31 protein-coding genes and 1 other annotated feature are annotated in these 25,681 nt (G+C 26.8%); of the genes, 25 read left to right on the top strand and 6 right to left on the bottom strand.

Annotated features, from left to right (window positions below):
* The first annotated feature begins 125 nt into the window (after positions 1 to 125).
* From KGF38_RS16625 to KGF38_RS16570, 14 genes are all read left to right on the top strand, one after another.
* Positions 126 to 842, top strand: a complete 717-nt coding sequence (locus tag KGF38_RS16625) for a pseudouridine synthase (protein WP_074178226.1) — start codon at positions 126 to 128, stop codon at positions 840 to 842.
* A gap of 42 nt (positions 843 to 884) precedes the next feature.
* Complete coding sequence (locus KGF38_RS16620) at positions 885 to 1,466, top strand: class I SAM-dependent methyltransferase (protein ID WP_054276862.1); 582 nt, start codon at positions 885 to 887, stop codon at positions 1,464 to 1,466.
* Positions 1,467 to 1,866: 400 nt separating this feature from the next.
* Positions 1,867 to 2,739: a MurR/RpiR family transcriptional regulator gene (locus KGF38_RS16615; RefSeq protein ID WP_021384902.1), complete on the top strand. Its 873-nt coding sequence runs from the start codon at positions 1,867 to 1,869 to the stop codon at positions 2,737 to 2,739.
* 313 nt (positions 2,740 to 3,052) lie between these two features.
* Positions 3,053 to 3,184: a hypothetical protein gene (locus tag KGF38_RS20460; protein WP_255646262.1), complete on the top strand. Its 132-nt coding sequence runs from the start codon at positions 3,053 to 3,055 to the stop codon at positions 3,182 to 3,184.
* Between the two features lie 469 nt (positions 3,185 to 3,653).
* Positions 3,654 to 4,220, top strand: a complete 567-nt coding sequence (locus KGF38_RS16610) for a hypothetical protein (protein ID WP_054270502.1) — start codon at positions 3,654 to 3,656, stop codon at positions 4,218 to 4,220.
* 279 nt (positions 4,221 to 4,499) lie between these two features.
* Positions 4,500 to 4,901 (top strand): hypothetical protein, encoded by a 402-nt coding sequence (locus KGF38_RS16605; protein WP_074178224.1) that lies wholly within the window; start codon positions 4,500 to 4,502, stop codon positions 4,899 to 4,901.
* Positions 4,902 to 5,604: 703 nt separating this feature from the next.
* On the top strand, positions 5,605 to 5,859 hold the full coding sequence (locus KGF38_RS20455; RefSeq protein WP_265327127.1) for a phage tail assembly chaperone: 255 nt from the start codon (positions 5,605 to 5,607) through the stop codon (positions 5,857 to 5,859).
* Positions 5,856 to 6,002 (top strand): phage tail assembly chaperone, encoded by a 147-nt coding sequence (locus tag KGF38_RS20450; RefSeq protein ID WP_265327126.1) that lies wholly within the window; start codon positions 5,856 to 5,858, stop codon positions 6,000 to 6,002. The genes KGF38_RS20455 and KGF38_RS20450 overlap by 4 nt, the downstream gene beginning before the upstream one ends.
* 160 nt (positions 6,003 to 6,162) lie before the next feature.
* Entirely contained in the window at positions 6,163 to 6,417 is a 255-nt protein-coding gene (locus tag KGF38_RS16595; RefSeq protein WP_054270500.1) for a hypothetical protein, read from the top strand.
* Positions 6,418 to 6,474: 57 nt separating this feature from the next.
* Complete coding sequence (locus tag KGF38_RS16590; protein ID WP_054270499.1) at positions 6,475 to 6,822, top strand: DUF6054 family protein; 348 nt, start codon at positions 6,475 to 6,477, stop codon at positions 6,820 to 6,822.
* A 253-nt stretch (positions 6,823 to 7,075) separates the two neighbouring features.
* Complete coding sequence (locus tag KGF38_RS16585) at positions 7,076 to 7,663, top strand: TetR/AcrR family transcriptional regulator (RefSeq protein ID WP_054270498.1); 588 nt, start codon at positions 7,076 to 7,078, stop codon at positions 7,661 to 7,663.
* Positions 7,664 to 7,694: 31 nt separating this feature from the next.
* The gene (locus tag KGF38_RS16580) at positions 7,695 to 8,486 is read left to right on the top strand and encodes a class I SAM-dependent methyltransferase (RefSeq protein ID WP_074178222.1); all 792 of its coding nucleotides are present in this window, start codon (positions 7,695 to 7,697) and stop codon (positions 8,484 to 8,486) included.
* Positions 8,487 to 8,651: 165 nt separating this feature from the next.
* Positions 8,652 to 8,927, top strand: coding sequence for a heavy metal-binding domain-containing protein (locus tag KGF38_RS16575; protein WP_021384859.1), 276 nt, complete (start codon positions 8,652 to 8,654; stop codon positions 8,925 to 8,927).
* A gap of 285 nt (positions 8,928 to 9,212) precedes the next feature.
* On the top strand, positions 9,213 to 9,440 hold the full coding sequence (locus KGF38_RS16570; protein WP_054270496.1) for a hypothetical protein: 228 nt from the start codon (positions 9,213 to 9,215) through the stop codon (positions 9,438 to 9,440).
* A 110-nt stretch (positions 9,441 to 9,550) separates the two neighbouring features.
* Here the strand turns inward: KGF38_RS16570 and KGF38_RS16565 are convergent, their stop codons facing one another.
* Positions 9,551 to 9,868 carry a hypothetical protein gene (locus KGF38_RS16565; RefSeq protein ID WP_074178221.1) on the bottom strand — a complete coding sequence of 106 codons (318 nt, stop codon included), beginning with the start codon at positions 9,866 to 9,868 and terminating at the stop codon, positions 9,551 to 9,553.
* A 593-nt stretch (positions 9,869 to 10,461) separates the two neighbouring features.
* Here KGF38_RS16565 and hcp point away from each other — a divergent pair.
* Positions 10,462 to 12,120: a hydroxylamine reductase gene (hcp, locus tag KGF38_RS16560; protein WP_074178220.1), complete on the top strand. Its 1,659-nt coding sequence runs from the start codon at positions 10,462 to 10,464 to the stop codon at positions 12,118 to 12,120.
* A 48-nt stretch (positions 12,121 to 12,168) separates the two neighbouring features.
* Here the strand turns inward: hcp and KGF38_RS16555 are convergent, their stop codons facing one another.
* Positions 12,169 to 12,384, bottom strand: a complete 216-nt coding sequence (locus KGF38_RS16555; RefSeq protein WP_054270493.1) for a helix-turn-helix domain-containing protein — start codon at positions 12,382 to 12,384, stop codon at positions 12,169 to 12,171.
* 10 nt (positions 12,385 to 12,394) lie between these two features.
* On the bottom strand, positions 12,395 to 12,862 hold the full coding sequence (locus tag KGF38_RS16550) for a DUF2975 domain-containing protein (protein ID WP_054270492.1): 468 nt from the start codon (positions 12,860 to 12,862) through the stop codon (positions 12,395 to 12,397).
* Between the two features lie 143 nt (positions 12,863 to 13,005).
* Between KGF38_RS16550 and KGF38_RS16545 the strand changes: the two genes are divergently transcribed.
* Entirely contained in the window at positions 13,006 to 13,494 is a 489-nt protein-coding gene (locus KGF38_RS16545) for a DUF2975 domain-containing protein (RefSeq protein ID WP_054270491.1), read from the top strand.
* Between the two features lie 380 nt (positions 13,495 to 13,874).
* Here the strand turns inward: KGF38_RS16545 and KGF38_RS16540 are convergent, their stop codons facing one another.
* On the bottom strand, positions 13,875 to 14,507 hold the full coding sequence (locus KGF38_RS16540; protein ID WP_227832538.1) for an alpha/beta hydrolase: 633 nt from the start codon (positions 14,505 to 14,507) through the stop codon (positions 13,875 to 13,877).
* Between the two features lie 325 nt (positions 14,508 to 14,832).
* On the opposite strand from KGF38_RS16540, the gene KGF38_RS16535 reads away from it, so the two are divergent.
* Entirely contained in the window at positions 14,833 to 15,390 is a 558-nt protein-coding gene (locus KGF38_RS16535; protein ID WP_074178219.1) for a TetR/AcrR family transcriptional regulator, read from the top strand.
* 298 nt (positions 15,391 to 15,688) lie between these two features.
* Here KGF38_RS16535 and KGF38_RS16530 read toward each other — a convergent pair whose 3' ends face one another.
* Positions 15,689 to 16,165: a GNAT family N-acetyltransferase gene (locus tag KGF38_RS16530; RefSeq protein ID WP_407811674.1), complete on the bottom strand. Its 477-nt coding sequence runs from the start codon at positions 16,163 to 16,165 to the stop codon at positions 15,689 to 15,691.
* Positions 16,166 to 16,459: 294 nt separating this feature from the next.
* On the opposite strand from KGF38_RS16530, the gene KGF38_RS16525 reads away from it, so the two are divergent.
* From KGF38_RS16525 to KGF38_RS16490, 8 genes are all read left to right on the top strand, one after another.
* Positions 16,460 to 17,224, top strand: a complete 765-nt coding sequence (locus tag KGF38_RS16525) for an N-acetyltransferase (RefSeq protein WP_074178218.1) — start codon at positions 16,460 to 16,462, stop codon at positions 17,222 to 17,224.
* A 240-nt stretch (positions 17,225 to 17,464) separates the two neighbouring features.
* Positions 17,465 to 17,965 carry a GNAT family N-acetyltransferase gene (locus tag KGF38_RS16520; RefSeq protein WP_054270487.1) on the top strand — a complete coding sequence of 167 codons (501 nt, stop codon included), beginning with the start codon at positions 17,465 to 17,467 and terminating at the stop codon, positions 17,963 to 17,965.
* An 80-nt stretch (positions 17,966 to 18,045) separates the two neighbouring features.
* Positions 18,046 to 18,259: a binding site (T-box leader), on the top strand.
* A 250-nt stretch (positions 18,260 to 18,509) separates the two neighbouring features.
* Positions 18,510 to 19,544, top strand: a complete 1,035-nt coding sequence (gene argC / locus KGF38_RS16515) for an N-acetyl-gamma-glutamyl-phosphate reductase (RefSeq protein WP_054270486.1) — start codon at positions 18,510 to 18,512, stop codon at positions 19,542 to 19,544.
* Positions 19,545 to 19,584: 40 nt separating this feature from the next.
* Positions 19,585 to 20,802 (top strand): bifunctional glutamate N-acetyltransferase/amino-acid acetyltransferase ArgJ, encoded by a 1,218-nt coding sequence (gene argJ / locus KGF38_RS16510; protein ID WP_074178217.1) that lies wholly within the window; start codon positions 19,585 to 19,587, stop codon positions 20,800 to 20,802.
* Positions 20,803 to 20,816: 14 nt separating this feature from the next.
* A complete protein-coding gene (gene argB / locus KGF38_RS16505; protein WP_074178216.1) occupies positions 20,817 to 21,677 on the top strand; it encodes an acetylglutamate kinase in 861 nt (286 codons plus the stop codon).
* Positions 21,678 to 21,728: 51 nt separating this feature from the next.
* A complete protein-coding gene (locus tag KGF38_RS16500; protein ID WP_054270483.1) occupies positions 21,729 to 22,916 on the top strand; it encodes an aspartate aminotransferase family protein in 1,188 nt (395 codons plus the stop codon).
* Positions 22,917 to 23,018: 102 nt separating this feature from the next.
* Positions 23,019 to 24,041, top strand: coding sequence for an ornithine carbamoyltransferase (gene argF / locus KGF38_RS16495; protein WP_074178215.1), 1,023 nt, complete (start codon positions 23,019 to 23,021; stop codon positions 24,039 to 24,041).
* Positions 24,042 to 24,166: 125 nt separating this feature from the next.
* On the top strand, positions 24,167 to 24,784 hold the full coding sequence (locus tag KGF38_RS16490; protein ID WP_074178214.1) for a DUF4878 domain-containing protein: 618 nt from the start codon (positions 24,167 to 24,169) through the stop codon (positions 24,782 to 24,784).
* Between the two features lie 191 nt (positions 24,785 to 24,975).
* Here KGF38_RS16490 and KGF38_RS16485 read toward each other — a convergent pair whose 3' ends face one another.
* Positions 24,976 to 25,674, bottom strand: coding sequence for an aspartate/glutamate racemase family protein (locus KGF38_RS16485; protein ID WP_074178213.1), 699 nt, complete (start codon positions 25,672 to 25,674; stop codon positions 24,976 to 24,978).
* Between the last annotated feature and the right edge of the window lie 7 nt (positions 25,675 to 25,681).

Genomic DNA, 25,681 nt, shown 5'->3' with positions numbered 1-25,681 from the left:
TAGGAAAATTAAATAATTTTTTAGCTTGTTTTTAATCAAGGTCTAGTATAGTATAATAATGTAACAAAATTAACATTGATAAAAATATCAAATAACATATAATTTAAGATAAGAAAGGATTATGTATGAGAATTAATAAGTATATAGCTTCTTGTGGGATTGCATCTAGAAGAAAAGCAGAAGAAATTATTCTTGAAGGAAGAATAAAGGTAAATGGAAATGTAGTAAAAGAGTTATCATTTAATATTGAGGAAGATAAGGATATAGTGGAATTTGATAATAAAAAAGTAAAGCCAAGTGAAAAGCATGTATATATAGTGTTAAATAAGCCAGAAGGATATATAACTACAGTAAAAGACCAGTTTAATAGACCAAGTGTAATAGATATACTTAAAGATGTGAAAGAAAGAGTGTATCCAATAGGTAGACTAGATTATGAAACTAGTGGATTATTGATACTTACTAATGATGGAGACTTAACATATAAACTTACTCACCCAAAACATGAGGTTAACAAAACATATGTAGCAAGTGTGAAGGGAATTATAAGTAATGATGAAATAAGAAAGTTTGAAAGAGGATTAAACATAGAAGATTACACAACAGCACCTGCTAAAATAAGAGTAACTAAAGAAAATAAAGAAAAGAATTATTCTGTATGTGAAATAACTATACATGAGGGAAGAAATAGACAAGTGAGAAAAATGTGTAAGGCTATAAATCATCCAGTTTTAAATTTAAGAAGAATTTCTGTAGGTAAGATAGAATTAAAAGATATAAAAGTCGGAGAATATAGATACTTAACAGAAGATGAAATAAAATATTTAAAGTCAATAAAATAAGATAACAATGAAATAAGGTTAACAGTAGGGAGAGATAGTATTATGGCATATGCAAAATATTTAACTAAAATTACAGATATAAATAAATTTTATTTAGAAAAGGTTATAAGTAAAGGTGATATAGTAATTGATGCTACTATGGGAAATGGATATGATACAATGTATCTGGCTGAAAAGGTTGGAGAAAAAGGGTTTGTATATGCCTTTGATGTACAAGAAGAAGCAATAAAGTCTACAAGTAAAAAAATAGAAAAAGAAGGCTATGTAGACAGAGTAAAACTAATATTAGATGGTCATGAAAATATGAATAAATATATAAAAGAAGAAGTTTCATGTGTTTTATTTAATTTAGGATATCTTCCAAGAGCAAAACATTCAATTATAACCAAACCAGATACAACTTTAAAAGCTATAAAGTTGAGTTTAAAAATGTTAAAAGAAAATGGAGTAATAAGTATCGCTATATATACAGGGCATGATGGAGGTCAAGAGGAAAGAGATTGTATATATAATCTTATCAATAATTTAAGTCAGGATGAATTTAATGTTTTAGAATCTAAATTTTTAAATCAAGTCAATAACCCACCACAATTGATTTTAATTGAAAAGAAAAAATCACAATAAATACTAAAAAAAACTTGACAAGATTCTATTAAGAGTTAATATATATATTGTGACCTCTTAAAAATACTTTAAATAATAAGCATACGATAGTTTGCTTTTAAAATAAAATATATACTTAAATATGCAAAATAAGATAGGAAACTTTTAAATGAGTAAAAATTGAAAAATTTAAAAGAAATATTGGATAAATATTAAAAAATGCAAGGAAAGATGGTATAATAAATTTAATCGAAAATACTATGTGATGTATAAGGTACAGAAAAGTTAGAATTTTATGAGTTTAAGAAGTTATAATAAAAATTAATATGAAGTTGAGATAAAAACAAAATAATAGAATTTTTACAGAAAAAGACAATATTAACAAAAACAAAATAGTTTGTATAACTAAAAGGAGAAAAAAATGGAAGAAACAAATGAAATGAAGGACAGTAAACATTTGATATCAAATATACAATCTCAGTATACGAGATTGAGTAAAGGTCAAAAACTTATAGCACAATATATTTTAAATAATTATGATAAAGTTGCATTTATGACTGCATGTAAATTAGGTGAAACTGTAGGTGTAAGTGAGTCTACTGTTGTAAGATTTGCAAATGCCTTAGGTTATAGTGGATATCCTAAATTACAAGCAGCACTTCAAGAACTCATAAAAAATAAGCTAACTACAGTACAAAGAGTTGAAATGGCACATGATTATTCCGATGATTTTGCAATATTAAACAAAGTTTTAAAGAGTGATATAGATAATATAAGGTCCACATTAGAAGAAATTGATGAAAGAGCATTTAAAGAAGCTTCTAATAAACTTTTAAGAGCCAGAAAGATATATATACTTGGTATGAGAAGTTCTTTTGTAGTAGCTCAATATTTAGGTTTTTACTTAGATATAATACTTGACAATGTTCATATAATTAGAATGGATATGGGAGATGCTTTTGAGCAAATTGTAAGAATAAATGAAGAAGATGTTATAGTTGCAATTAGTTTCCCTCGTTATTCAAAAAAATCTTATCAAATTGTCGATTATGCTAAGGAAAAGGGAGCACATGTAATATCATTAACAGATAGTTTGTTTGCACCAGTAGCATCACTTGCAGATAATACTCTTTTAGTTAAAAGTAATATGGCTTCATTTGTAGATTCTTTAGTCCCAGCACTTAGTATTTCAAATGCTCTTGCTATATCTGTTGGAATGAAAGAGAAAGAAGATATTAAACAACACTTTGATGATTTAGAACAAATTTGGAAAAGATATTCTGTATATGAGTAAATTTTGTATATTAATAAATAGTTTCAAGGGTTAAAACGTTCAAATCTAGCCCTATTTAAACAAAGATATTATAAAAAAACTGACTGACACTTAACTGACAAATTCCTTTTTTAGGTCTAACTGACATTTAACTGACAGTCAGTTTTTTGTTTATCTGAATAATGTTTTGCTTAAATTGTTAGAGACTTCTTTGGCCATTTCCTCTAAAACAATAGAATATCTATTCATAGTTATTTTTATATATGTATGACCCAACCTTTCAGAAACCACTTTCATATTTAGAATAGGAATTTAATACTCTAGGAAAAGATGTTTGGAATACAATACAAAATTTTCCTCTAAGGTATCTAAAACATATTTTGACTTATGCTTAGATTGTGGTGAAATAGTGAGAACTTATATAAATGGTAAGACTGACAGGAATTGGTGTAAAGATGAGAAATAAAAATATATAGGATTTAGACTATCTTTATAGATGCTCTTTTTTTATACAATAAATTAAGAGGACAATGAAGTTATTAAATTTAAAGAAGTATATAAAAAGATTAAGGAATTAATAGAAATTATCTAAACTAATATTAGTACCTGTTGGCTAATAATTAGCTTTATTCTTTATTATATGATATAATGTAAAATAGAGATAAGGAAGTGGTTAGTATAGGAATATTAAAAAGTGCTGAATTAGTTAGAAAGATAGCACAAAGAATTGCTAGAGAAAAAGGAATAAGAGAGCAAGAAGCATGAAATGATGCTGTTACAGAGTATAAACAAAAACATAGATACTTAGTCTAGAGAATCATCTTTATAGATGGTCTTTTTTTATGTAAGAAGTTTGTGTAATAAATTAAAAATAAATGTAAAAAATATTATACAACTATAATAAGATAAAGTAATGTTTTTAAGGAGAAAAAGATATGTTTAATCAGTTTAATGAATTTCTTGGTAACTATATAAATATAATTTCTGTAATTGCATCATTTGCGTCAATAGCAGCCTTGATTATATCAATTATAGCTTTTATGGAATCTAATAAACAAGCCAAATTGATATTAAAATATAGAAGAAATAATGAGAATAATATAGCTGGTGATTATTATGAAAATGGTAATGGATATATTAGACTTGATTCTAATAAGATAGATGATAAACCTGGTATCTATACTAAGATTCGTAGTAATAACTTAGTTGATTTTGTAATAGAAAACAAAAGTACAATTGTTGCAAAAAGCCCTATATTAAGTTTGAAATTTATTAATATGGAAGTAGAGATTGAAGAAAATAATAACTTTGAACAAATAAATAGTGAGCTTAGATGGCATCCCAAAGATAATACTACAATCCATAAAGGAATAAATTTTAGAATAGAGCAATTTAATTTTAGAAACTGTGTTATGCTTAAAAAAGACGTTTATATAGAGGTAGTATTATCAGCTGATAATATGGAGACAAAGGAATTTAGAATACCAATAAAAGTATATTAAAGAACACTAGTAAGTGTTCTTTTTTTATTTAATGAATTGGAGGCATCAAATGAATAAAAGAGAAGTTGTGTATTTAAATTTAGAAGATATAAAACCTTATGAAAATAATGCTTTAAAGATTCAATTAAATTCAAGTAAAATCTCTATATAAATATTATTATATATTTAAATTATTTTTAGAATAATTATAAATTTATATTAATAAATAACTGTAAGAGTACACTTGTTTTATAGTATAATAAATTAATATATTATTCAGAAAATTAAGGAGAGATACTTATGCAAACCTTAGATGTATACATGAAAAAATTATGTCCACAGTATCTAATAAAACATAGTGAAATCGTTGATGAAGTAACTGTTGATGTACGTACACCAACAGAATATGGTAGTATAACTAAATTACAACATAATATCTCTGTTATTGATGAAAAAGAATATGACTTTCTGCACAGGAATAAACCTATTGCAGGAATTATTGTTTTATATGGTTTAATAAAAAATCGCAAAAATATAAAAGATAAACTCCTATCTATTAGTGATAACAATAGTAAAAAGATAATAATTGCTTGTTCTAAAGGTAGGATTCGTAGTCCAGTTGTTTGGATGTATTCTAGATATTTAAAAATAGATTCTAAAGTACTATTGGATGGAATAAACTCTATAAAAAATAATTCTTAAAAGCGAAAATTTGAGTATTTTGTAATTGTCGAATAGTTTTTGAAGGATATTGACCTTTGAAGTTGAATTTTATACTTTGGAAGAAATTAATATGGATGAAGAGTATTTAAAAGAATATTTATTTTATTATGAGAAATTAAAAGGTAAGAAGAGTAAAGAAGAAACTATAATTTAATAATAATAGAAAAAATAAATATATAGGACAATATAACTGTAGTAGATTTAAATGCTAGAAATAATATGTTGATATGGTTTTATACAGAATTGACTTTGTTTATTGAAATAGATAGTTTATCCATACAAGTTTTAAACAAAGCTTCATTTTCCATACTTATAACAATAATAGTTTTGCTTCTTATGATGTATTTGTTATGAAAAAATGGAAAAGAGCTTAAGAATTTAAGCAAAGGAATAGAAGAAGAAAATAGCTTTATGATTAAATAAACATCTATATATGAAAGGTATGAGTCCTAAAAAGGGCTCTTTTTTTATTCTCAAAACAAACAAAAACGAGGTGGTTATATGGCTAAATATGAATATTGGATAACGGAATGGTGAGTATTTGGATGAAGATATGGGCTTTACATGTGAGCATTGGAAATTAGTTAAAAAGTTCAATTTAATATCAAGTACAATATAAAATAAGAAGAGATTAAAATAATATGAGTAATTCAAGTGCTTTTTAGTCTGAAATACGACAAAGATTGACAATGTAAAATATGTAGCAGATGATAGATTCTTAGATGAAGAAGGAAAACCAGTCGAATGGAAATTAAGAGTTTTATCTTCTGAGGAATATGAAACCTTAAGAAGAAAGTGTCCTAAAAGGGTTAAAAGTTGTAGGCAATATACAAGTGAAATTGACTACAATAGCTATGTAGCTGAATTATGTGTAGCATCAACAGTATTTCTTGATTTAAAGAATGATGATTTACAAAATAGTTATGGAGGAATGTGAGAATTTCAGCTATTAAAATAATGCTTACAACAGGAGAATATATAAATTACACAGTAAAAGTGAATGAGGTTAATGGATTTGACACTTCATTTAAAGATAACATAGGAAAAGCAAAAACTAATTCGAGATGGAGAAGAATGTAGAACTTAAAACTAGAGATTAAATTGGCATAGTCACATTACTAATATATGAAAATGTTACAATCTTGGAAATAGATGGATATATATGTTGTATAGTATAATGTAGATAATATATCACTAAGTAAAAAATAACAAAGAAATCTAAATTATTAGAGGTGTATTTATGGAAAATAAGGATATTAAACTTACAATATGTATATTTGCTTTTGTAATTGGAATAATAGTGTTATTTTGCTGTATAGGTTTAGGGCAATTTAATATAGAATGTATTATGCGACAAAATGGTGGAACAATGGATACCAACCAATACAATATATATTTAGAACAATCTATTTCACAGTATAGAAATTTTGGTTCTATATTGGCTTTATTAGGAGGAATAGGAATACTGTGTGATAAAAGTGTTAGAAAATACTAAAAAAGTACGTTTTTATTAAGATAAAAATTAATCTTTATTAAGGATGTGATGAATGATATGTCAAGAGAAGTGTTTACTGTAAAAATTACACCAGTAGAAGCACAGAGAATGGTAGAAAAGAATTTGGATGCAGATATAGTTTTTTCTGATATGTATAGCTTAGGGAATGGTAAACTTATACTAATTACAACTTTCGACAAATATTATGCAAGAAGTAATAGTAATTCAGGGTTAGTGGTGATTTGTGAAAATACAACTGGAAAAACTCTTGTTAAAATTGCTTCAACTGGAAGTTCGATAGGACTTCTTCAAATTGATTGGGGAGTAGGAAATAATTTGCTTAAAAGAGTAAAAAATATTCTTAGTGATTATATTATAGGTGTAATTAATATTAATAAAGGTTAAAACTGTACTTATTGTGTATACGAATAATAATCTTATAACTTCTTAAAGATAGGAAAAAGCAATAAAACTTAAAGTCAAGCTATTAGAAATTTCATAGAAATTAGTCTAGACTATAATAAGTGGAACATTTTAAGTTACAGAAAAAGTAAGAGTGTAAAAAATTAAAAACTCTCCCTTGACATAGTTAATTTGATATGTAACAATAGTTATACAACGTTAGTAATCTGAAAATCTAATAAGGAAGTGAAATTTAATGCCACCTAAAGCAAAAATAACAAAAAAAATGATTTTGAATATTGTATTGGAAATTACAAGGGAAACAGGATTTGAGACTGTAAATGCAAGGAGTATAGCAAACAAACTACAATGTTCTACTAGACCGATTTTTACTTGCTATGAAAATATGGATGAATTAAAAAACGAATTTCTTGCTTTTGCATATGAATACTACAAGCAGTATGTCACTAATTACAGTAATTCTGTAAATGTTAGCCCTTACTTAATTCTTCCTCTTTCATATATTGAATTTGCTCAAGAAGAAATACATTTATTTAAGTTATTATTTATAAATGATATGGATTTGAATATGACAGAGGCAAAGGATTTTTACAATGAGATTGACAATGAAAAAAGGGCAAGAGATTTTTCAGAAATCATTGGAATAGAATTAGAACGTGCAAAAGTAATATTCTTGGATTTATTCCTTTATACACATGGTATAGCAGTCTTAGTGGCAACGAAAAAATTAACATTAGATAGAAATAGTGCTGAAAAAATGGTAAGAAAGATATTGTCAGCTTTTATAATACAAGAAAAACCAGATTGGAATTTATCTATTTGATGTTTAATAATTAATATAGAAGGAGTATAATATGAAAACAAACAAATATTTAATTGATTTTTATAATAATTATGATGAAGATAGTAGACTGAGATTAAAGCATGGATTAGTTGAGTTTTTTACAACTATGCGTTATATTGAGAAATATATAAAACCTAACGACCATGTTCTTGAAGTTGGGGCTGGAACTGGACGATATTCTCATACGTTGGCACGTCAAGGATATACAGTTGATGCAGTGGAGTTAGTAGAGCATAATATAGAGATTTTCAATCAAAATACACAATCTGATGAAGATATAACCATCACTCAAGGTAATGCCAAGGACTTATCTATTTTTCCTGACAATAAATATGATATGACTTTGCTATTAGGTCCACTATACCATCTTTATAGCATAGAAGATAAACAACAAGCTCTTCGTGAAGCAATTCGTGTAACAAAACAAGGAGGAGTGATTTTCGCTGCATATGTCATATCTGATGGATGTCTTCTTGATGAAGGGTTTAAACGCAGTAATATTAATGTTGCTGAATATGTTGAAAAAGGATTAATCGATTCTCTGACATTTGACACCAAATCCGAGTCAAAGGATTTATTTGAACTTGTATGTAAAGAAGATATTGATAATTTAATGTCCATATTTCCTGTAACCCGATTGCATTATGTAGCATCAGATGGATGTGCATTATTTATGCGTGAAGCAGTAGATACAATGGACAATGACACATTTGAATTATATCTGAAATATCATTTTGCTACTTGTGAACGTGAAGATTTATTGGGGGTTACAAGTCATGCGATTGATATATTCAGAAAATAAGTATATGGATTTAAATTTAGAGATATTTTATAAATTGATGGTTGTTATTTATGAACTTATACCAACTAATGTAGTTTTGAAAGTATTATAAAAGTATAATTGTTTTTGTTGAAATACTACATAATTTAGACTACTATTAAAGAAAAGGTATTGGAGGATATAGATATGATTATAAGTACTGGAGATATTAAAGAAGAATATGGGGTTATAGATGCTATATTTGCAATAGACTCTCATAAGGAAGGAATTTTTAGAGGTGCAGACCCAAATTCAGCATTTAAAGGAGTAAAAGAACAATTAAAGAAAAAATGTGAACAATTAGGTGGAAATGCTGTAATTAATTGCCAATTTGAATATCGTATTGCTGTGGCAGATGGATTTGCAAGCAAAAAACAAGTTGTTGAAATATTTGCGTATGGAACAGCTGTAAAAACTTTATAATGAAATATAGATTAATTCAAAGGGTCACTTTAATCGATGGTCTATTTTATATATTATGGTAATATATAAAATAATTACTATGTAGTAAAGCATAAAGACATATTTACAAAATTAATAGCAGAAGGAGCATTAAATAAAAATATAAATGATAATGTATAAGTAAAAAATATGCTTAAAGGCACTATAATGTACAGTGGTGATTATAAGTATACATATTAGGATTTATATTATAAAAATGACAAAAGAGAATAATTTAGTAGTTGGTCTATCGAGTGATTTACTGGTTTGACAATACCAGCAAGAATAATAGGTAAGATTACATTTTTAACTAGAAAAGGGAACACTATAACAACGGGAAAAAAATTAACATTAAAAAAATATGAAAGTTTTACTTTAGAGCCAGAGTTAGGTAAGCAAATATTTGTACTTCAAGGTTCTTATTCAGTGCATAAATTTAAACCAGAATATAGCAAAAGATATTTAGATTGTTTAGGAGTCGCTTGCATGAAATAGTTATATGGGAGAAATTTTGAAAATTAAATTAGAAGTTTTTATTTAATATATATGATTAGAAGGTATCAGCTAGAGTTAGTTGTTACCTTCTTTTTTAATAAATTCAAAGTTTATAGAACGATATATCTTTTTCTAATTAAATAATACAATACGGCTGTTATAATTGCTACTACTATTATTACTATTATTGTACTCTCTGATTTTTTTATGAATAAACCCATTGTTATATATTCAAAGCTTATTAAATAGCTATAAAATATATCTAGTTTAACAGTTTTTTTTCTATCTATATTCCCATATTTTAATTCTAATTTATTGAAATATCTTTCACTACAAAAATTAGTTTTCCGTTTAATTAAATACCTTATTGTAGTCCCTATTATAATACCTATTCCAATAAGTATAAGATTGATATTATTAAAACTCATAGTAGGTACCTCCTTTAAAATTTAATAAAATAGAGCTGAGTTAAATTTTATTTTTTTTAGTAAATAAATGTGCCAAAAAATAAAATATACAAGCACCTGTTAGCATTCCAACTATAGTGTGAATTTCTATTTTCTTTTTAAATATAGAAATAAGTATAAAATATGAAATAAGTATGCCTAATATGTAGTATAGGAAAAAAATTAAAAGTTTTCTTTTCATATAATCACCAGCTTGTATAAGATTTGTTTTTCTTAATTAAAGTATAGCAGTAGTATATAGATAAAAAGAGTCTAAAATATTACAAATATATACAGTGAAAATTAATAATGATATAATACATTTCAAAAAAATTAGTTGTAAATATGACATACAATAAACATAATATACTTGATGGATATTCTGGATATAAAATAACTGATTGTCATATATTGAAAATCAGTTATTTTTTATATTGCTCAAATTACTATATACTTCTTTGGTACTGCATGTTTTGTAAAAGAATACCTATATTGTTTAAAAACTTTAATATAATTTTATACTCTATAACATATTTGGATAAACTATGTAATGAGATAAAAGGAGGTATAAGCAAATGGAAAATTCTATGTTTTGCTACCAATGTGAACAGACAGTAGGTGGAAAAGGATGTACAAAGATAGGGGTTTGTGGTAAGACACCAGAAATAGCAGCACTTCAAGATTTATTAATTTATCAATTAAAAGGTATAAGTTGTTATGCTAAAGTTCTTATAGATAATGGAGAAGAAATAGATAAAGAAATAGTTTCTTTTGTAGAAAATAGTCTGTTTACGACTCTAACTAATGTTAATTTTGATGGTGATGCTCATGAAGAAATGCTTAGAAAATCACAAGAAATAAAGCAGAGATTAAGAGAAAGAATTAAAGAATCTATTAAAAGTAATGAATATACTGAATATAATTTGAGTGATACAAGAAGTCAAATGTTAGAAGATGCTAAGAGAGCTGGAATAATGTTTGATGAAAGTTTAAATCCTGACATACGTTCACTTAGAATGACAATACTTTATGGGTTAAAAGGTATAAGTGCCTATGGACATCAAGCTAGAGAACTTGGATATTATAATAATCAAGTAGATGAATTTTATTTTAGAGCACTATCAGCAATTACAGATGATGATATTTCTTTAGAAAATTTAATAACATTGACTCTTAAGACTGGAGATATGAGTGTCGCTGTAATGCAAAAACTAGATGAAGCTAATACTACTGTTTATAAAAATCCAGAACCTCATAAGGTAAATGTCAAAATAAAAAAAGGACCTTTTATAATAGTATCGGGGCATGATTTAAAAGATTTAGAAATGTTACTCAAACAGACAGAAGGAAAAGGAATAAATATATATACTCATGGAGAAATGATTCCTTGTCATGGATATCCAGAATTAAATAAATACTCTCATTTAGTAGGTAATTTTGGTGGAGCGTGGCAAGACCAGCAAAAAGAGTTTGATTCTATACCAGGATGTATATTAATGACAACAAATTGTTTGATGAAACCTAGAGATTCTTATAAAGATAGAATTTTTACGACTAGTGTTGTTGGATGGGATGGAGTAAAGTATATAGGTAAAAATGAAAATGGAGAAAAAGATTTTAGTGAAATAATAAATAAAGCACTAGAATTAGGTGGATTTAAGGAAAGTGAAGAGCCGCACGAAATATTAGTTGGTTTTGGGCATAAAGCTACATTAAGTAATGCACCTGCAATAATAGATTCAGTTAAATCTGGAAAGATAAGACATTTTTTCCTGATTGGAGGATGTGATGGTGCAAGACCTGGTAGAAACTATTATACAGAATTTGCTAAACAAGTACCAGAAGATTGTATAATTCTAACTCTTGCATGTGGGAAATATAGATTTAATAAGTTGAATTTTGGGGAAGTAGCAGGATTACCTAGACTGTTAGATGTTGGTCAATGTAATGATGCTTACTCAGCAGTAAGAATAGCCTTAGCTTTAGCTGATGCATTTGACACAGATGTGAATAGCCTTCCTCTTTCAATAATATTGTCATGGTATGAACAAAAAGCAGTAGCAGATTTGTTGGCATTATTATCATTAGATATAAAAAATATATATTTAGGACCAAGTTTACCAGCATTTATAAGTCCAAATGTACTACAGTATTTAGTTGATACATTTAATTTAATACCTATTAGTACTCCTGAAAAGGACTTGGCAACATGCTTAAATATCCCAGCAAAGTAATAAAAATTTTAGATTATAATCAAAAAAGAGTGTTTTAAACACTCTTTTTTAATCATCTTCATCTTCTACATACTCAAGTATATCTCCTGGCTGACATTCTAAAGCTTTACAAATTTCATTTAAAGTAGTGAATCTAATGGCTTTTGCTTTTCCAGTTTTTAATATTGATAAATTAGCATTTGTAATATCTATTTTTTCAGCCAAATCTTTAAGTGATATTTTTCTTTTTGCCATCATTACATCTAGATTAACTATAATTGCCATAACATCACCTCTATATTGTCAAGTCATTATCTTCTTTTATTTTTATAGCTTTATCAAATGTTTCAGCAATTACAAAACACATTAGTGCGAATATAAAAGAAATAATCATAAGTGGTGAAATACCACCATTGTCGCTTCCAAAAATTATTAGATTGTTTGTATTCAAACTGTAACCATTGATACATTCAATCATGGTATTGACTAACAAGCAATATCCCATTATTTTAAATCTCTTTACATTTTCAAGTATAAAAGGTGAGTATTTAGTGCTATTAATTATAAATATTAAGAATAAAATGACTATAAAGTAGTCAGAAAAATATAGTATTCTTGCAATTAAAGTAATTAATTTATCAGAACTAAAATCATACAAAAACATAGGTATCATACACAAAAATGTTATACCAGCAACTCCCAAAATTAATAATATAAAATATAGAAAGATTGATAAAATGTTACTAAAAAATTTTGTAATCATAAAAAATATTCTCTCCTTAACATAGACTATATTATTGATTATAATATATAATTTATTGTTTTTCAATAATAAATTATTGACATAACATATAAAACTATTATAATATATATTAAAAATAAGAATGTATAAGGTGGTAAGTTTATATGAAAAAGAATTTAAGTTCTAAAATATTAAATAATATTGTATTGGTCGGAATAATTTTGACCTTATTATCACTTATTTTAGTGCCATTAGTATTGACTGCATATTTTAAAAGTGGTGTGGGTATTACAGATACGAACATGCCAACTGTGATATCAGTAGCTATATATATATGTGCTATCCCATATATTGTGTCATTGTTTATATTAAAAAAATTATGCAAATTATTAGCAATCAATAAACCATTTTCAAAAGAAATACCTAAAGACTTAAAAAAAATATCTGTATGTGCATTTAGTGAGATTTTTATATTTAATTTTGTAGTGATAATATTATATTATTTTTATGATGTATATTTATATGCAATTACTATAATACCTTCAGTTATAGTGTCATTTGTTTCATTATCTATAGGGTTTTTGACTTTAGTTTTATCAATTTTATTTAAGAAGATTATTGAAATAAAAGAAGAAAATGATAAAACTATATAGTAGACTTAAAATTTGAGTGATAATATTTTATTATTATTTTTTTATAATTAATTTTATTAGATTTATTTAATATCATAACCTTAATGTCACAATAAATATGCATATATTAGTAAGAGATAAAAGATTGAGTTTTGTACATAAATACAGTTTATTGATAACAACAAGTAAAAACTGTACACTGTATAGAAGAGAGAGGGAAAGATAATATTTATCTTTCTTCTCTCTATGTCAATTAATTATTAGTGCTTGTTTAAGATTTTGTATACTTTTAAAGTTTTTAAATAACAATTAATTTATTGTCTATTTAATTACCTTAAATAACATCAAAATTAATTAAAGGCTTATAGACAATGTAATCATGAAAATAATATTGTTATTTTTTATTTAAATGAGGCATTTATCCATTCATCTAATGCGTTTAGTTCTTCTGGCGTGTTAAACCAATGTTTGCTATTTTCAAGAATAGTTAGACTACAACCAAATTTTTGTACGAATTTTTCTACCACACTGATTTCAGTAAGTTCATCATATCTGCCATATAATATTTTTGTTGGTACATTCCATTTAGTAATAGGATGTTTTTTTGCATATAATAGATATTCCCAAGAAAGAGTATGCCCAAATGAAGTTGGAATAACTAGTTCATGTTTAAGTTGTTCTTCTGATACATTTGCCCAAAGCATCATATTTGAAATGAGCTGTTGCATATCAAGAATTGGAGAAACAAAAATACATTCTTTTAATGTATCTCTTTCAAAGCTCAACATACTATACCATGCTCCAATACTATTTGCATATAAAGAAATTTGATTCCAATGACATTTTACATATTCCATAATGGTTGATAACTCTGGGACAACATGCCAGGGGTCAAATGAATTATTTTCTTTTTCACGCTCTCCATGTTCAGGTAAATCTATACTTAAAACCTGATATCCATGATAAACAGCGATATTGGCAAAAGCTTCAGCCTCCTCTTTATAACCTGATTGTCCATGTATGTAAATATACAATTGATTTGAAGGATTTCCCCAAAGAATTGAAGGAATCCCATGAATTTTAAAATATTTTTTTTGCATAAAAGTCTCCTCTCAGTTTGACATAGTAGTTATTTCTATAATTAAGCAAATTATAAAATAATATTGCAATGAAACAAATTAGTATAATACTAATTATATTAGCTTAAAAACTAATGCAATTAGTATTATATTGAATTGAAATCAAATTGTCAATACTTTATAACAGTATAAAATATTTTCTAAGTTTCAATTATTGACGTAACTAATTAGATTAGTTAAACTAATAAGGTAATTAATTTAAAATGAAAGAAGGAGAATTATGCGTGTTAGTAGAGAAATAGTTATACAAACTGCATCAGATATAGCTGATAAAGATGGTCTTAATAAGGTTTCTTTAAAAGTTGTTGCAGCAAAGCTAGGTATACGTACACCATCTTTATACAATCATATAGAAAGTTTAGATGACCTGCTACTTGAAGTGGCACATAATGGAATGCGAAAAATGAATAATCAGATGGAAAAGGTTGCTATTGGTAAGTCTGGAGACACAGCTATAAAATGTATAAGTATAGAATATTTTAATTTTGTAATTTCTCATCCTGGTGTCTATGAAACAATACAATGGGCTACTTGGCATGGAAATAATGAAACATTAGAGGTATTTGGTGAATATAAAACCTTATTAGAAAAACTTATTGTTTCTTGTAATTTAGAAATAAAAAACACAGATGAAGTGTTAAATTTGATAATGAGTGTACTGCATGGTTATTCGACTTTACAACTTGGAAAAGCACTTGTAAGTCAAGAAGAAGCTATAAAAGGTCTAGCTGATTCCATTGATACTGTTCTATTAGGTATTCATAAAAAGTATGATTAGTAGGAAACTATTAGGGCTGTATGTTAATACAATAGATGCTTGATATTATATATCTAGTGGGTAAATTGTAAAAATACAATAATAAAAAATATCTCTTGTTTATATAAAGTTAATAGTTTAATAATTAATTTGATTGATACATTAACAAAAAAGATATAAAAAATAAATCAAAGCTCCATATTAGTAAGATTTTTAAAGTGTGTTATCAAAAATAAAAAAGGTATAATTACTTTTAAGCATTAATAAAAAGCAAAGCTACTATAAAATATTTAAGAGACTTTGCTTTTTATTTAAGTTATTATATTGTCAATTTCATAGGTGTAAAACGTATACCATCAACAGTTTGCTCAATATCAACATCTTTAAATCCTAATTTGTGGTAAACTTCAACTGCATAAGGTGATGAATTTACAGTGATTTCTGTTAGATTGGTTTTGTTATTAGTACAATATTCTATACCTGTATTCATTAATTTTCTTGCAATACCACGTTTATGATAATTTTTATCTACAAATAGCATACATATATGATTTAAATCTCTAATAGATAAGACTCCTATTAATTTTTTACAATCAAAACAACCCCAAAAGAAGAGTGTTTTTTCTTGGACTTTTTCAATAATAGAGTTATATTCTATAAATTCATGAAATGATTTGATTCCATCATCACAATAATCTGGAGACTCAAATTCTTCAAATACATTCCATATTAAATCTAATGCATTCATAATGTCCTGTTCTTTTAATTCTCTTATTAAATATTCTTTACTTATCACAAGCAACACCTCTATTATTAAAAAATTTTATTATAAGTATATATCTTAAATATATTTAAGTCAATACGATTTATTTTATAAATTTAGAATATTATGATAATATGTAATTTATATACAATAGAGATATACTATAAAATTTACTTAAATATATACAATTTAGTAGTTTAAATAAGTCTAAAATGGCATTATTTAAAAAATATAAATATGACATAATATTGTCGTATTTAAAATGTTAAAATAAAAATATATAAATGATATTTATAAACTATTATATAATTAGAAAAGGAGAAAAGTATGAAAATTATTGATATAAATATAAATAATATTGACAATGAACATATATGCTGTTCAATTTCTGAAAAAAAAGGAGAAAATTGTGCTCTTTCTAAAAAACTTTGGATGAAAAATCATTTTGATAAAGGTCTTGTTTTTAAACGACTTGATGTAAGAGGTAAAGCTTTTATAGAATATATTCCAGCAGAAAATGCATGGTCTCCTATTATTGCAGATAATTATATGTTTATTAACTGTTTTTGGTTATCTGGAAAATTCAAAGGTCAAGGATATTCTAATTTATTGCTACAGGAATGTATTGATGATGCAAAATCAAAAGGAAAATATGGATTAGTTGTGCTTTCATCCAGTAAAAAAATGCCGTTTTTATCTGATGCTAAATATCTAAAATATAAGGGATTTTGTTTAGCAGATACATCAGAACCAAATTATGAGTTATTATATCTTCCATTTACTGATAATGCTCCTATTCCATGTTTTAAGGATTGTGTGAAGCAAAGAAAATTAAATGGAAATAGCATCGTTTTATATTATAGTAACCAGTGTCCACACACAGAAAAATATGCTTCTATTTTGAAGAAAATTGCAGATTCTAGAAGTATAGATGTAAATCTCATAAAATTTGAAACAGCAAAAGAAGCTCAAAATGCTCCTGCACCATTTACTACATACAGTCTTTTTTTAAATGGTGAATTTATGACTAATGAGATACTTTCTGAGAAAAAGATTGAAAAATTTTTAGATAGTAAGGTTCAAAATATATAACTAAAAAATGATATAAATATTGCAATCTGAAATTGCAGTATTCTATAATTTAATATATTTTAGATGTCTCTTAAATTGATATATGATAATATAAAAGAATAGTATTAGGAGGTGATGAATATGAAAAGACTCTTTAAACAGATTAAAATATATATAAACAATAATAGAAGGATTGTTATTGTATCTGTTTAGGTGTTTTTTTGATAACAATTATAATCTTTCTCTTAAAAAGGAGAAAAAATGATATTAAAAACAAAAAGATTAACTTTAATTCCACTATCACTTCGTCAACTTGAGCTTTGGATTTTCGATAACTCAAAATTAGAAGGAGAATTAAATTGTACTTATTGTGCACAACCAGTAACTGGATTTTTCTATGATATTGTAAAAGGACAAATAAATATTGCTAATAAAGATAAAAAAAATATATTATTTTATACATTTTGGTTTATTATGTTAAATGAAAATCGTAAAGTTATAGGCCTAGTTGATTTTAAAGATGTACCAAATTTTCATGGTGAAATTGAGATTGGTTATGGTTTAGGTGATAATTACAGAAAAAAAGGATATATGACAGAAGCAGTTGAAAAAATATGTGACTGGGGATTAAATCAACCAAATGTATCTTTTGTAATAGCTGAAACTGATATTGAAAATATCGCTTCACAAAATGTTTTATTACGATGTGGATTTAAATTGTATCGAAATTCGAATACAAAATGGTGGAAATTAAGCATATAGAAAAAAAATCCAAAATTTTATAAATTATATTGACAAAGTTAAAAAAATAAACTATCATATAAAACAATAAGAAAATAAATTGAAATTCTATGAAAAAGAGAGTAGCATAAAAATAATTGATAGAGAGCTGGGGATGGTGGAAGCCTAGTAATGAATTTTATTGTGAATAGAGCTTTGGAGAAGATTACCAGAATTAATAGTATGGTAATTGGTGAGTCTCGCCTTAAGAGATTAGAGTGGGTAAGATTATCTTATCAATTAGAGTGGTAACGCGGGTGTATATTCGTCTCTTGGTCTTTGACCAAGAGGCTTTTTTAATTTTAAGAATTCATTTGCAGATACTTTTTAATTTGATTTGTAGAGATTGTTATAATTTTACCAATAAGAGTGGTACCGCGGAAATTCGCCTCTTAGTATTTATAATACTAAGGGGCTTTTATTTTAGTTAGAAGGTTTTAATCTATGTATTATCAAATGATTATTATATGATAAGAAATAAAAATAGAATTCTAATATTGCTTTAATATAAAATGGAGGGAATAAAATGAGTAAAATAAAAGCTGGGATTATTGGCGCAACTGGATATGTGGGAGTAGAATTACTAAGATTATTAATAAACCATGATAAAGTTGAAGTGACAGCAATAGGTTCAAATTCGTATGTAGGAAAAGATATAGTTGAACTATACCCGAGTATAGGCTATAAAAATAGCATGATATGTATAGAAAACGAAAAAGTTATTGATATGTGTGATGTTGTGTTCACTGCTCTCCCACATGGGGTTAGTGAAAAGTTTGCAATAAAAGCAATTGAATCTAAAAAGAAAGTTATAGATTTAGGTGCTGATTTTAGAATAAAAGATGAAGAAATATATAGCAAGTGGTATGGAGTATCATTTATAGATGAGACTTTACATAAAAAAGCTGTTTATGGATTAAGTGAAATATATGAGGATGATATAAAAGATGCAGATATAATTGCAAATCCAGGATGTTATCCTACTAGTATTTCTTTACCATTAATACCATTATTGAGTTCTAAGTTAATAAAATGCAATAATATAATCATTGACTCTAAATCAGGTCTTACAGGGGCTGGTAGAGAATTGTCATTTAGTAGCCATTTTACTGAGGTTAATGAAAATATAACTGCATATAAAATAGGCAAACATAGACATACTCCAGAGATAGAACAAAATTTAAGTGAAGCATATAAAGAAAAAATAAATGTAGTTTTTACACCGAATCTAATTCCAGTAAATAGAGGGATATTATCAACTATATATTGTGCAAAAGAGGATAATATCTCTATAAATCAGATATATGAAAAATTGACTGATTATTATGAATATAAAGAATTTATAGAAGTTCTTCCATTGGGAAAAGTAGCCTCTTTAAAGAATGTTAAGTTATCAAATAAATGTGCAATATCATTACATGAAAATGGAGATACATTGATAATTTGCTCAGCTATAGACAATATGATTAAGGGAGCAGCAGGGCAAGCTATACAGAATATGAATATAATGTTCGGTATTGATGAAACTACAGGTTTAAAAAATATAGCACCATCATTTTAGGAATAAAAAATACTAAACTCATATAGGTAGGAGGATAAAGATGGAAATTATAAAGGGTGGAGTTACAGTTTCAGAAGGATTCTTTGCTTCTGGAATTCACTGTGGCTTGAGAAAAAATAAAGAAAAAAGAGATTTAGCCTTGGTTTATTCAGATGTTTTATGTGATGCAGCAGCGGTAGTTACTCAAAATAAGGTAAAAGGAAATCCTGTTTATGTAACACAGGAACATATTAAAAATGGAAAAGCACAGGCTATTATAGTAAACAGTGCCAATGCTAACACATTTAATGGAAAAGAAGGACTTATAAATGCTTATAAAATGGCTAAATTCACTAGTGATAAATTAAATATTAAGGAAAATGATGTTTTAGTTGCATCTACAGGTGTTATAGGAAAGCCATTAAATATAGACTTAATAGAAGAAAATATGGATGAATTAGTGAATAATCTAAGCAAGCAAGGTCATATTGGAGCAAGAGAAGCAATTATGACGACTGACATTATAAAAAAAGAAATAGCAGTAGCAATAATGTATGGGGATAAAAAGATAACTATTGGAGGTATGGCAAAAGGTTCAGGTATGATACACCCTAATATGGCTACAACTTTAGGATTTATAACTACTGATGCAAATATTGATGGAGTTTTGCTAAAAGAAGCTTTGAAGGTGGCTGTTGATAAAAGTTTCAATAGAGTTAGTGTAGATGGAGACACAAGTACTAATGATATGGTAATGATTCTAGCAAATGGAAAAGCAAAGAATGAGAAGATGAGTAAAAAGGATGAACATTATCAAGTATTCTTGAGTGCACTTACATATGTTTGTATAGAACTTGCTAAATTAGTTGCCAAAGATGGAGAAGGATGCACAAAATTAATTGAATGTTATATAAATGGAGCATTAAGTGAAGAACATGCAGTAAAATTAGCAAAAACAGTTATATCTTCTTCACTAGTAAAGACAGCTGTATTTGGAGCTGATGCAAACTGGGGAAGAATACTGTGTGCTTTAGGATATGCAGGTGAAGATATAGATATGGAAAAAGTGGATATTATTTTTGAGAGTATGAAGGGATATATTGAAGTATGTAAAAATGGAAATGGATTAGATTTTAATGAAGAAAAAGCAAAAAAAATTCTTGAAGATGATGAAATAAGTATATTAGTAAATTTAAATATGGGAAATGCTCGAGGAAATGCATGGGGATGTGACTTAAGCTATGATTATGTAAGAATAAATGGAAGCTATAGAAATTAGGAGGAAATATTTTAATGATTAATATAGAAAAAGCAAATACACTTATAGAAGCTTTACCTTATATAGAAAAACATCAAGGTAAGACTATTGTGGTTAAGTATGGTGGAAGTGCAATGAAAAAAGATGGTCTAAAAGAATCTGTTATGGAAGACCTTGTACTAATGAGTTATGTTGGAATCAATATAGTTCTAGTACATGGTGGAGGGGCAGAAATTAATAAGTTGCTCGCAAAAGTAGATATAGAAAGTAAATTTGTAAATGGACTTAGATATACAGATGAAGAGACTATGGAAATTGTAAAAATGGTGCTTGCTGGTAAAGTAAATAAAGACTTAGTGAATAAAATACATACGAAAGGTGGAAAAGCAGTGGGTCTTTGTGGAATAGATAATAATATGCTTTTATGCGACCCATATAAAAATTATGAACTAGGATTTGTAGGTGAAATCAAAAAAGTAAATGTGGAGCTTATAGAATCTTGTTTAAAGTCAGGTTATATTTCAGTAATTGCCACTATAGGTGTTGGAGAGGATGGCGAAACTTATAATATAAATGGAGATACAGCAGCTTCTGCTATAGCCAAGGAATTAAATGCAGATAAATTGATACTTCTTACAGATGTACCTGGCTTATTAAGAGATCCAGATGAAGAAAAATCATTAATAACAGAAGTTATATTAGAGAATGTTGATAAATTATTTGCAGAAGGAATAATTACTGGAGGTATGATACCTAAAATACGTGGTTGTGTAGATGCCTTAAATAATGGAGTAAATAGAGTGCATATTTTGGATGGAAGAGTTCCTCATTCTATAATAACAGAGTTATTTACTGATAGTGGTATAGGAACATTAATAAGAAAAGAAAATGAATAGAAACGAAAATAATATATAAGAAAATTATGAATTTAAGAGGGGATGATAAGAATGAATAAGAACAGTACAATCTCAAAATGGAATGAATATTTTATAGATACATATAATCAACCTAATTTTGTTATAGATTATGGTAAAGGAAGTTGCTTTTTTGATATTGATGGTAATAAGTATATAGATTTTACAAGTGGATATGGAGTATCTTCTCTTGGATATAGTAATAACAGTCTAAAAAATGCTTTAAAAGAACAAGTGGATAAACTACTTCATACTTCAAATCTATATTTTAATGAACCAGTATTATATGCTGGAGAGAAAATAATTAATATAAGTGGAATGGATAAAGTATATTTTTGTAATTCTGGAACAGAGGCAAATGAGACAGCATTTAAAATAGCAAGAAAGTATAGTAGTGATAAATATGGTGAAGGTAGAGGAACTATTATAAGTTTAAAAGACTCTTTTCATGGTAGAACAATGATGTCTTTAATGGCAACTGGTATGGATAAATATCATAAGTACTTTTATCCACTTCCTGAAGGTTTTAAGTATATAGAAAGAAATAATATTGAAGATTTAAAAAGTAACATAGATTCAAGTGTTTGTGCAATAATACTCGAAGCAATCCAAGGTGAAGGTGGAGTTAATGTACTTGAAAAAGATTATGTTTTAGAACTAGCAAAAATATGCAAAGAAAAAGATATAGTGTTGATTTTTGATGAAGTCCAATGTGGTATAGCAAGAACTGGTAAGCTTTTTGGATATGAATACTTTGATGTAAAACCAGACATAGTTACAGTAGCAAAAGGATTAGGAGCAGGCATACCAATAGGTGGAGTACTAGTAAATGAAAAGCTTTCAAAAGTACTAGGAAAAGGAGACCAAGGTACAACCTTTGGAGGTAATTTATTGGCTATGGTGGCAGCTACAGTTGTATTAGATGAGATATCTAAAGAAGGTTTTTATAATGATATAACAGAAAAAGGTGCTTATATAAGAAAATCTATTGAGGATTTTAATAGTGAAGTAGTACTAAACACAAAAGGTCTTGGTTTGATGATAGGAATTGAAACTAGTGTTGAATCTAGCATTATAGAAGAGAAAGCTAGAAAAAAAGGGTTGCTTATTTTGACTGCTGGTAAAAATGTATTAAGATTTTTACCACCATTAACAGTCAGTTACAAAGAAATAGATGAGGCTCTTAAAATTTTAAAAGACATACTACTAGAAATTAACTAAATATTCAAAAAAAATAATTAAAATAAAGAATTAAGATATATAAAATAAATAACTCGCAAATTTAACTGAATTTAAAAAGTTTACAAAAAGGGGAGAATGAATATGAATAATATAAGCTTAAAGGGAAAGAGTTTTTTAACATTAAAGGATTTTACAAAAGAGGAAATCAGATACTTATTAACTTTATCTAGTTATTTAAAAACTAAGAAAAAGGTCGGCATAAAAGGAGATTTACTACAAGGGAAAAATATAGCTTTATTATTTGAGAAAACGTCAACAAGAACTAGATGTTCATTTGAAGTAGCTGCCCATGATGAAGGAGCACATGTAACTTATCTAGGCCCTAATGATTGCCATATGGGAAAAAAAGAGTCTGTATCTGATACAGCAAAAGTCTTAGGCAGATTTTATGATGGAATAGAGTTTAGAGGCTTTAAACAGGAAACAGTTGAAAGCTTGGCTAAATATTCTGGTGTACCTGTTTGGAATGGACTTACAGATGAATATCATCCAACGCAAATACTTGCAGATTTTTTAACAGTGATTGAAAATGTAGATAAGGATTTGAATAAAGTCAAATTCGTGTATGTTGGTGATGCTAGAAATAATATGGGAAATTCATTAATGATAGGATGTGCTAAAATGGGAATCCATTTTGTAGCACTTGCACCTAAAGAACTTTGGCCAAATGAAGAGTTAGTGAATGATATGAAGGAGATAGCTAAGAAATCTAAGGGAGATATAATATTGACTGAGAATATTGATGATGTAAAAGGTGCAGATGTTATATATACAGATGTATGGGTTTCTATGGGAGAAGAAGAACAATATGAAACAAGAATAAATCAACTTAAGGATTATCAAGTAAATATGGAAATGATAAAGAAAACTGAAAATGAAAATGTTATATTTTTACACTGCCTTCCAGCATTCCATGACTTAGAAACTAAAGTTGCTCAAGAAATTTATGAAAAATTTGGATTATCAGAGCTAGAGGTTACAGATGAGGTATTTAATTCAAAATATTCAAAGGTATTTGAAGAAGCTGAAAATAGAATGCATACTATAAAAGCGGTTATGGTTTCTACTATGACTGATGTAGACATGAATAACAGTTTAGTATAGATATCCTTTATCCTAAGCCTTATTTTAAGGAAAATGCATAAATATTCTAAATATATTATTCAAAAACTCTTATTATATGTTAAAATAACTTATGTATCAACAAATTAAGAGGGAGGATTTGAGATATGAAAAAAAGCATATTAGTTTTAACAACTTTTTTATTAGCAATATCTTTAACAGCATGTTCAAGTGCAAAACCAGAAGATACAATCGATAGTTTTTTTAACAGTGCAAAGAAGTTTGACTTTGAAGGCATGAATAAGGTAATGGAGAATAATGACGAAAAATATAAAGATGTATTAAAAGAACTAGATACAAAAGACCCAAATGCACAGTATGCTTTAGATTATCTAAAACAGAATGCATCTAAAATCACATATACAATAAAAGATAGTGAGATTAAAGATAATAAGGCGACAGTAAAAGTAGAGTGTAAGTTTGTAGATTCAACACCATTACTTAAAGAGATAGTAGCTGAAGCATTTACAAAGATGCTTGGTATGAGTTTTTCAGGACAAGACTTAACTGATGAAAAAACAACTGAAATGCTAGTATCAATTATGAAAGAAAAACAAAAAAGTGTTAAAGAGACTTATGTAACAAAAACTGTAGAGTTTGAGTGTTCTAAAAAAGATAACAAATGGATAATAAGTTCAGTTAATGATGCAGTAGCTGATGTATTATTATCTAATCTTGTTACAGCAGGACAAGAGTTATCTAATTCTATGGGTACTATTCAATAGTATAATCTTAAATGTAATAAATAGAAAAATATTTAAAAAGGATACCAATCTTGGTATCCTTTTCTATTAAAATACTATAATATATAGTTAAATTTTATATCATCAAAGAACTAAAATATAAAACTATAGGTTTATATTTTTTTAACTAAACAAACAACTTGTATCTTTTCTAAAATATAGTATCTAAAAATTTATTTAGCTAGTTTTAGATATTTATTGATAACTGCTTCAGCTAAACATTTTGATGAATCGATAATATTAATTGAAGAATGAGATTTTTCTAAAACTACATTTAAATCAGTACAAGCAATTATTATATTTTTAATAGATTCTTTTTTCACATCTTCAATAAGTTCATTCCAAATATCAATATTATATGGGTTTCCTTTATCTGTTTTTATATTTTGAATAAGAGTATTTAATTTTTTCTGCCATTCATCTTTAAATATAAACTCATGCCCATTATGTAGTATGCCATCTTGATAAATTGTAGATTCAAACGTTGATTTAGTTGAAAAAAGGGTTACTTTTTGTGAGACAGTAGGAAGTTTCTTAATGGTTTCTTCTACAATGTTTAACAGTGGTATATTAATTGATTCTTTTAATTCTTTAAAGTATATATGTGCTGAATTACATGGCATAGCAATAAAATTTACTCCAATTGATTCAAGTTTTTGCAAACCATCAATAATAGTTTGTTTCATAAGTTCATGGTTTATTGAACAGTCAATGTAAAATGGCGTAGGTAAGGAATATATCATCATCTTTGGGAACTCATCATCATATTTTGCTCCATATTGTGATTGACATTCATCAATAACTAAATCCACAAATGGTGCAGTTGACCTTGGGCCCATTCCAGCTAAAATTCCAATTAATTTTTCATCCATAAAAATT

Source organism: Clostridioides sp. ZZV14-6387, from assembly GCF_020657835.1.
Classification (GTDB): Bacteria; Bacillota; Clostridia; order Peptostreptococcales; family Peptostreptococcaceae; genus Clostridioides; species Clostridioides difficile_A.
The sequence above is the reverse complement of the archived record's forward strand: the minus strand, read 5'-3'. Positions and strand labels throughout refer to the sequence as shown.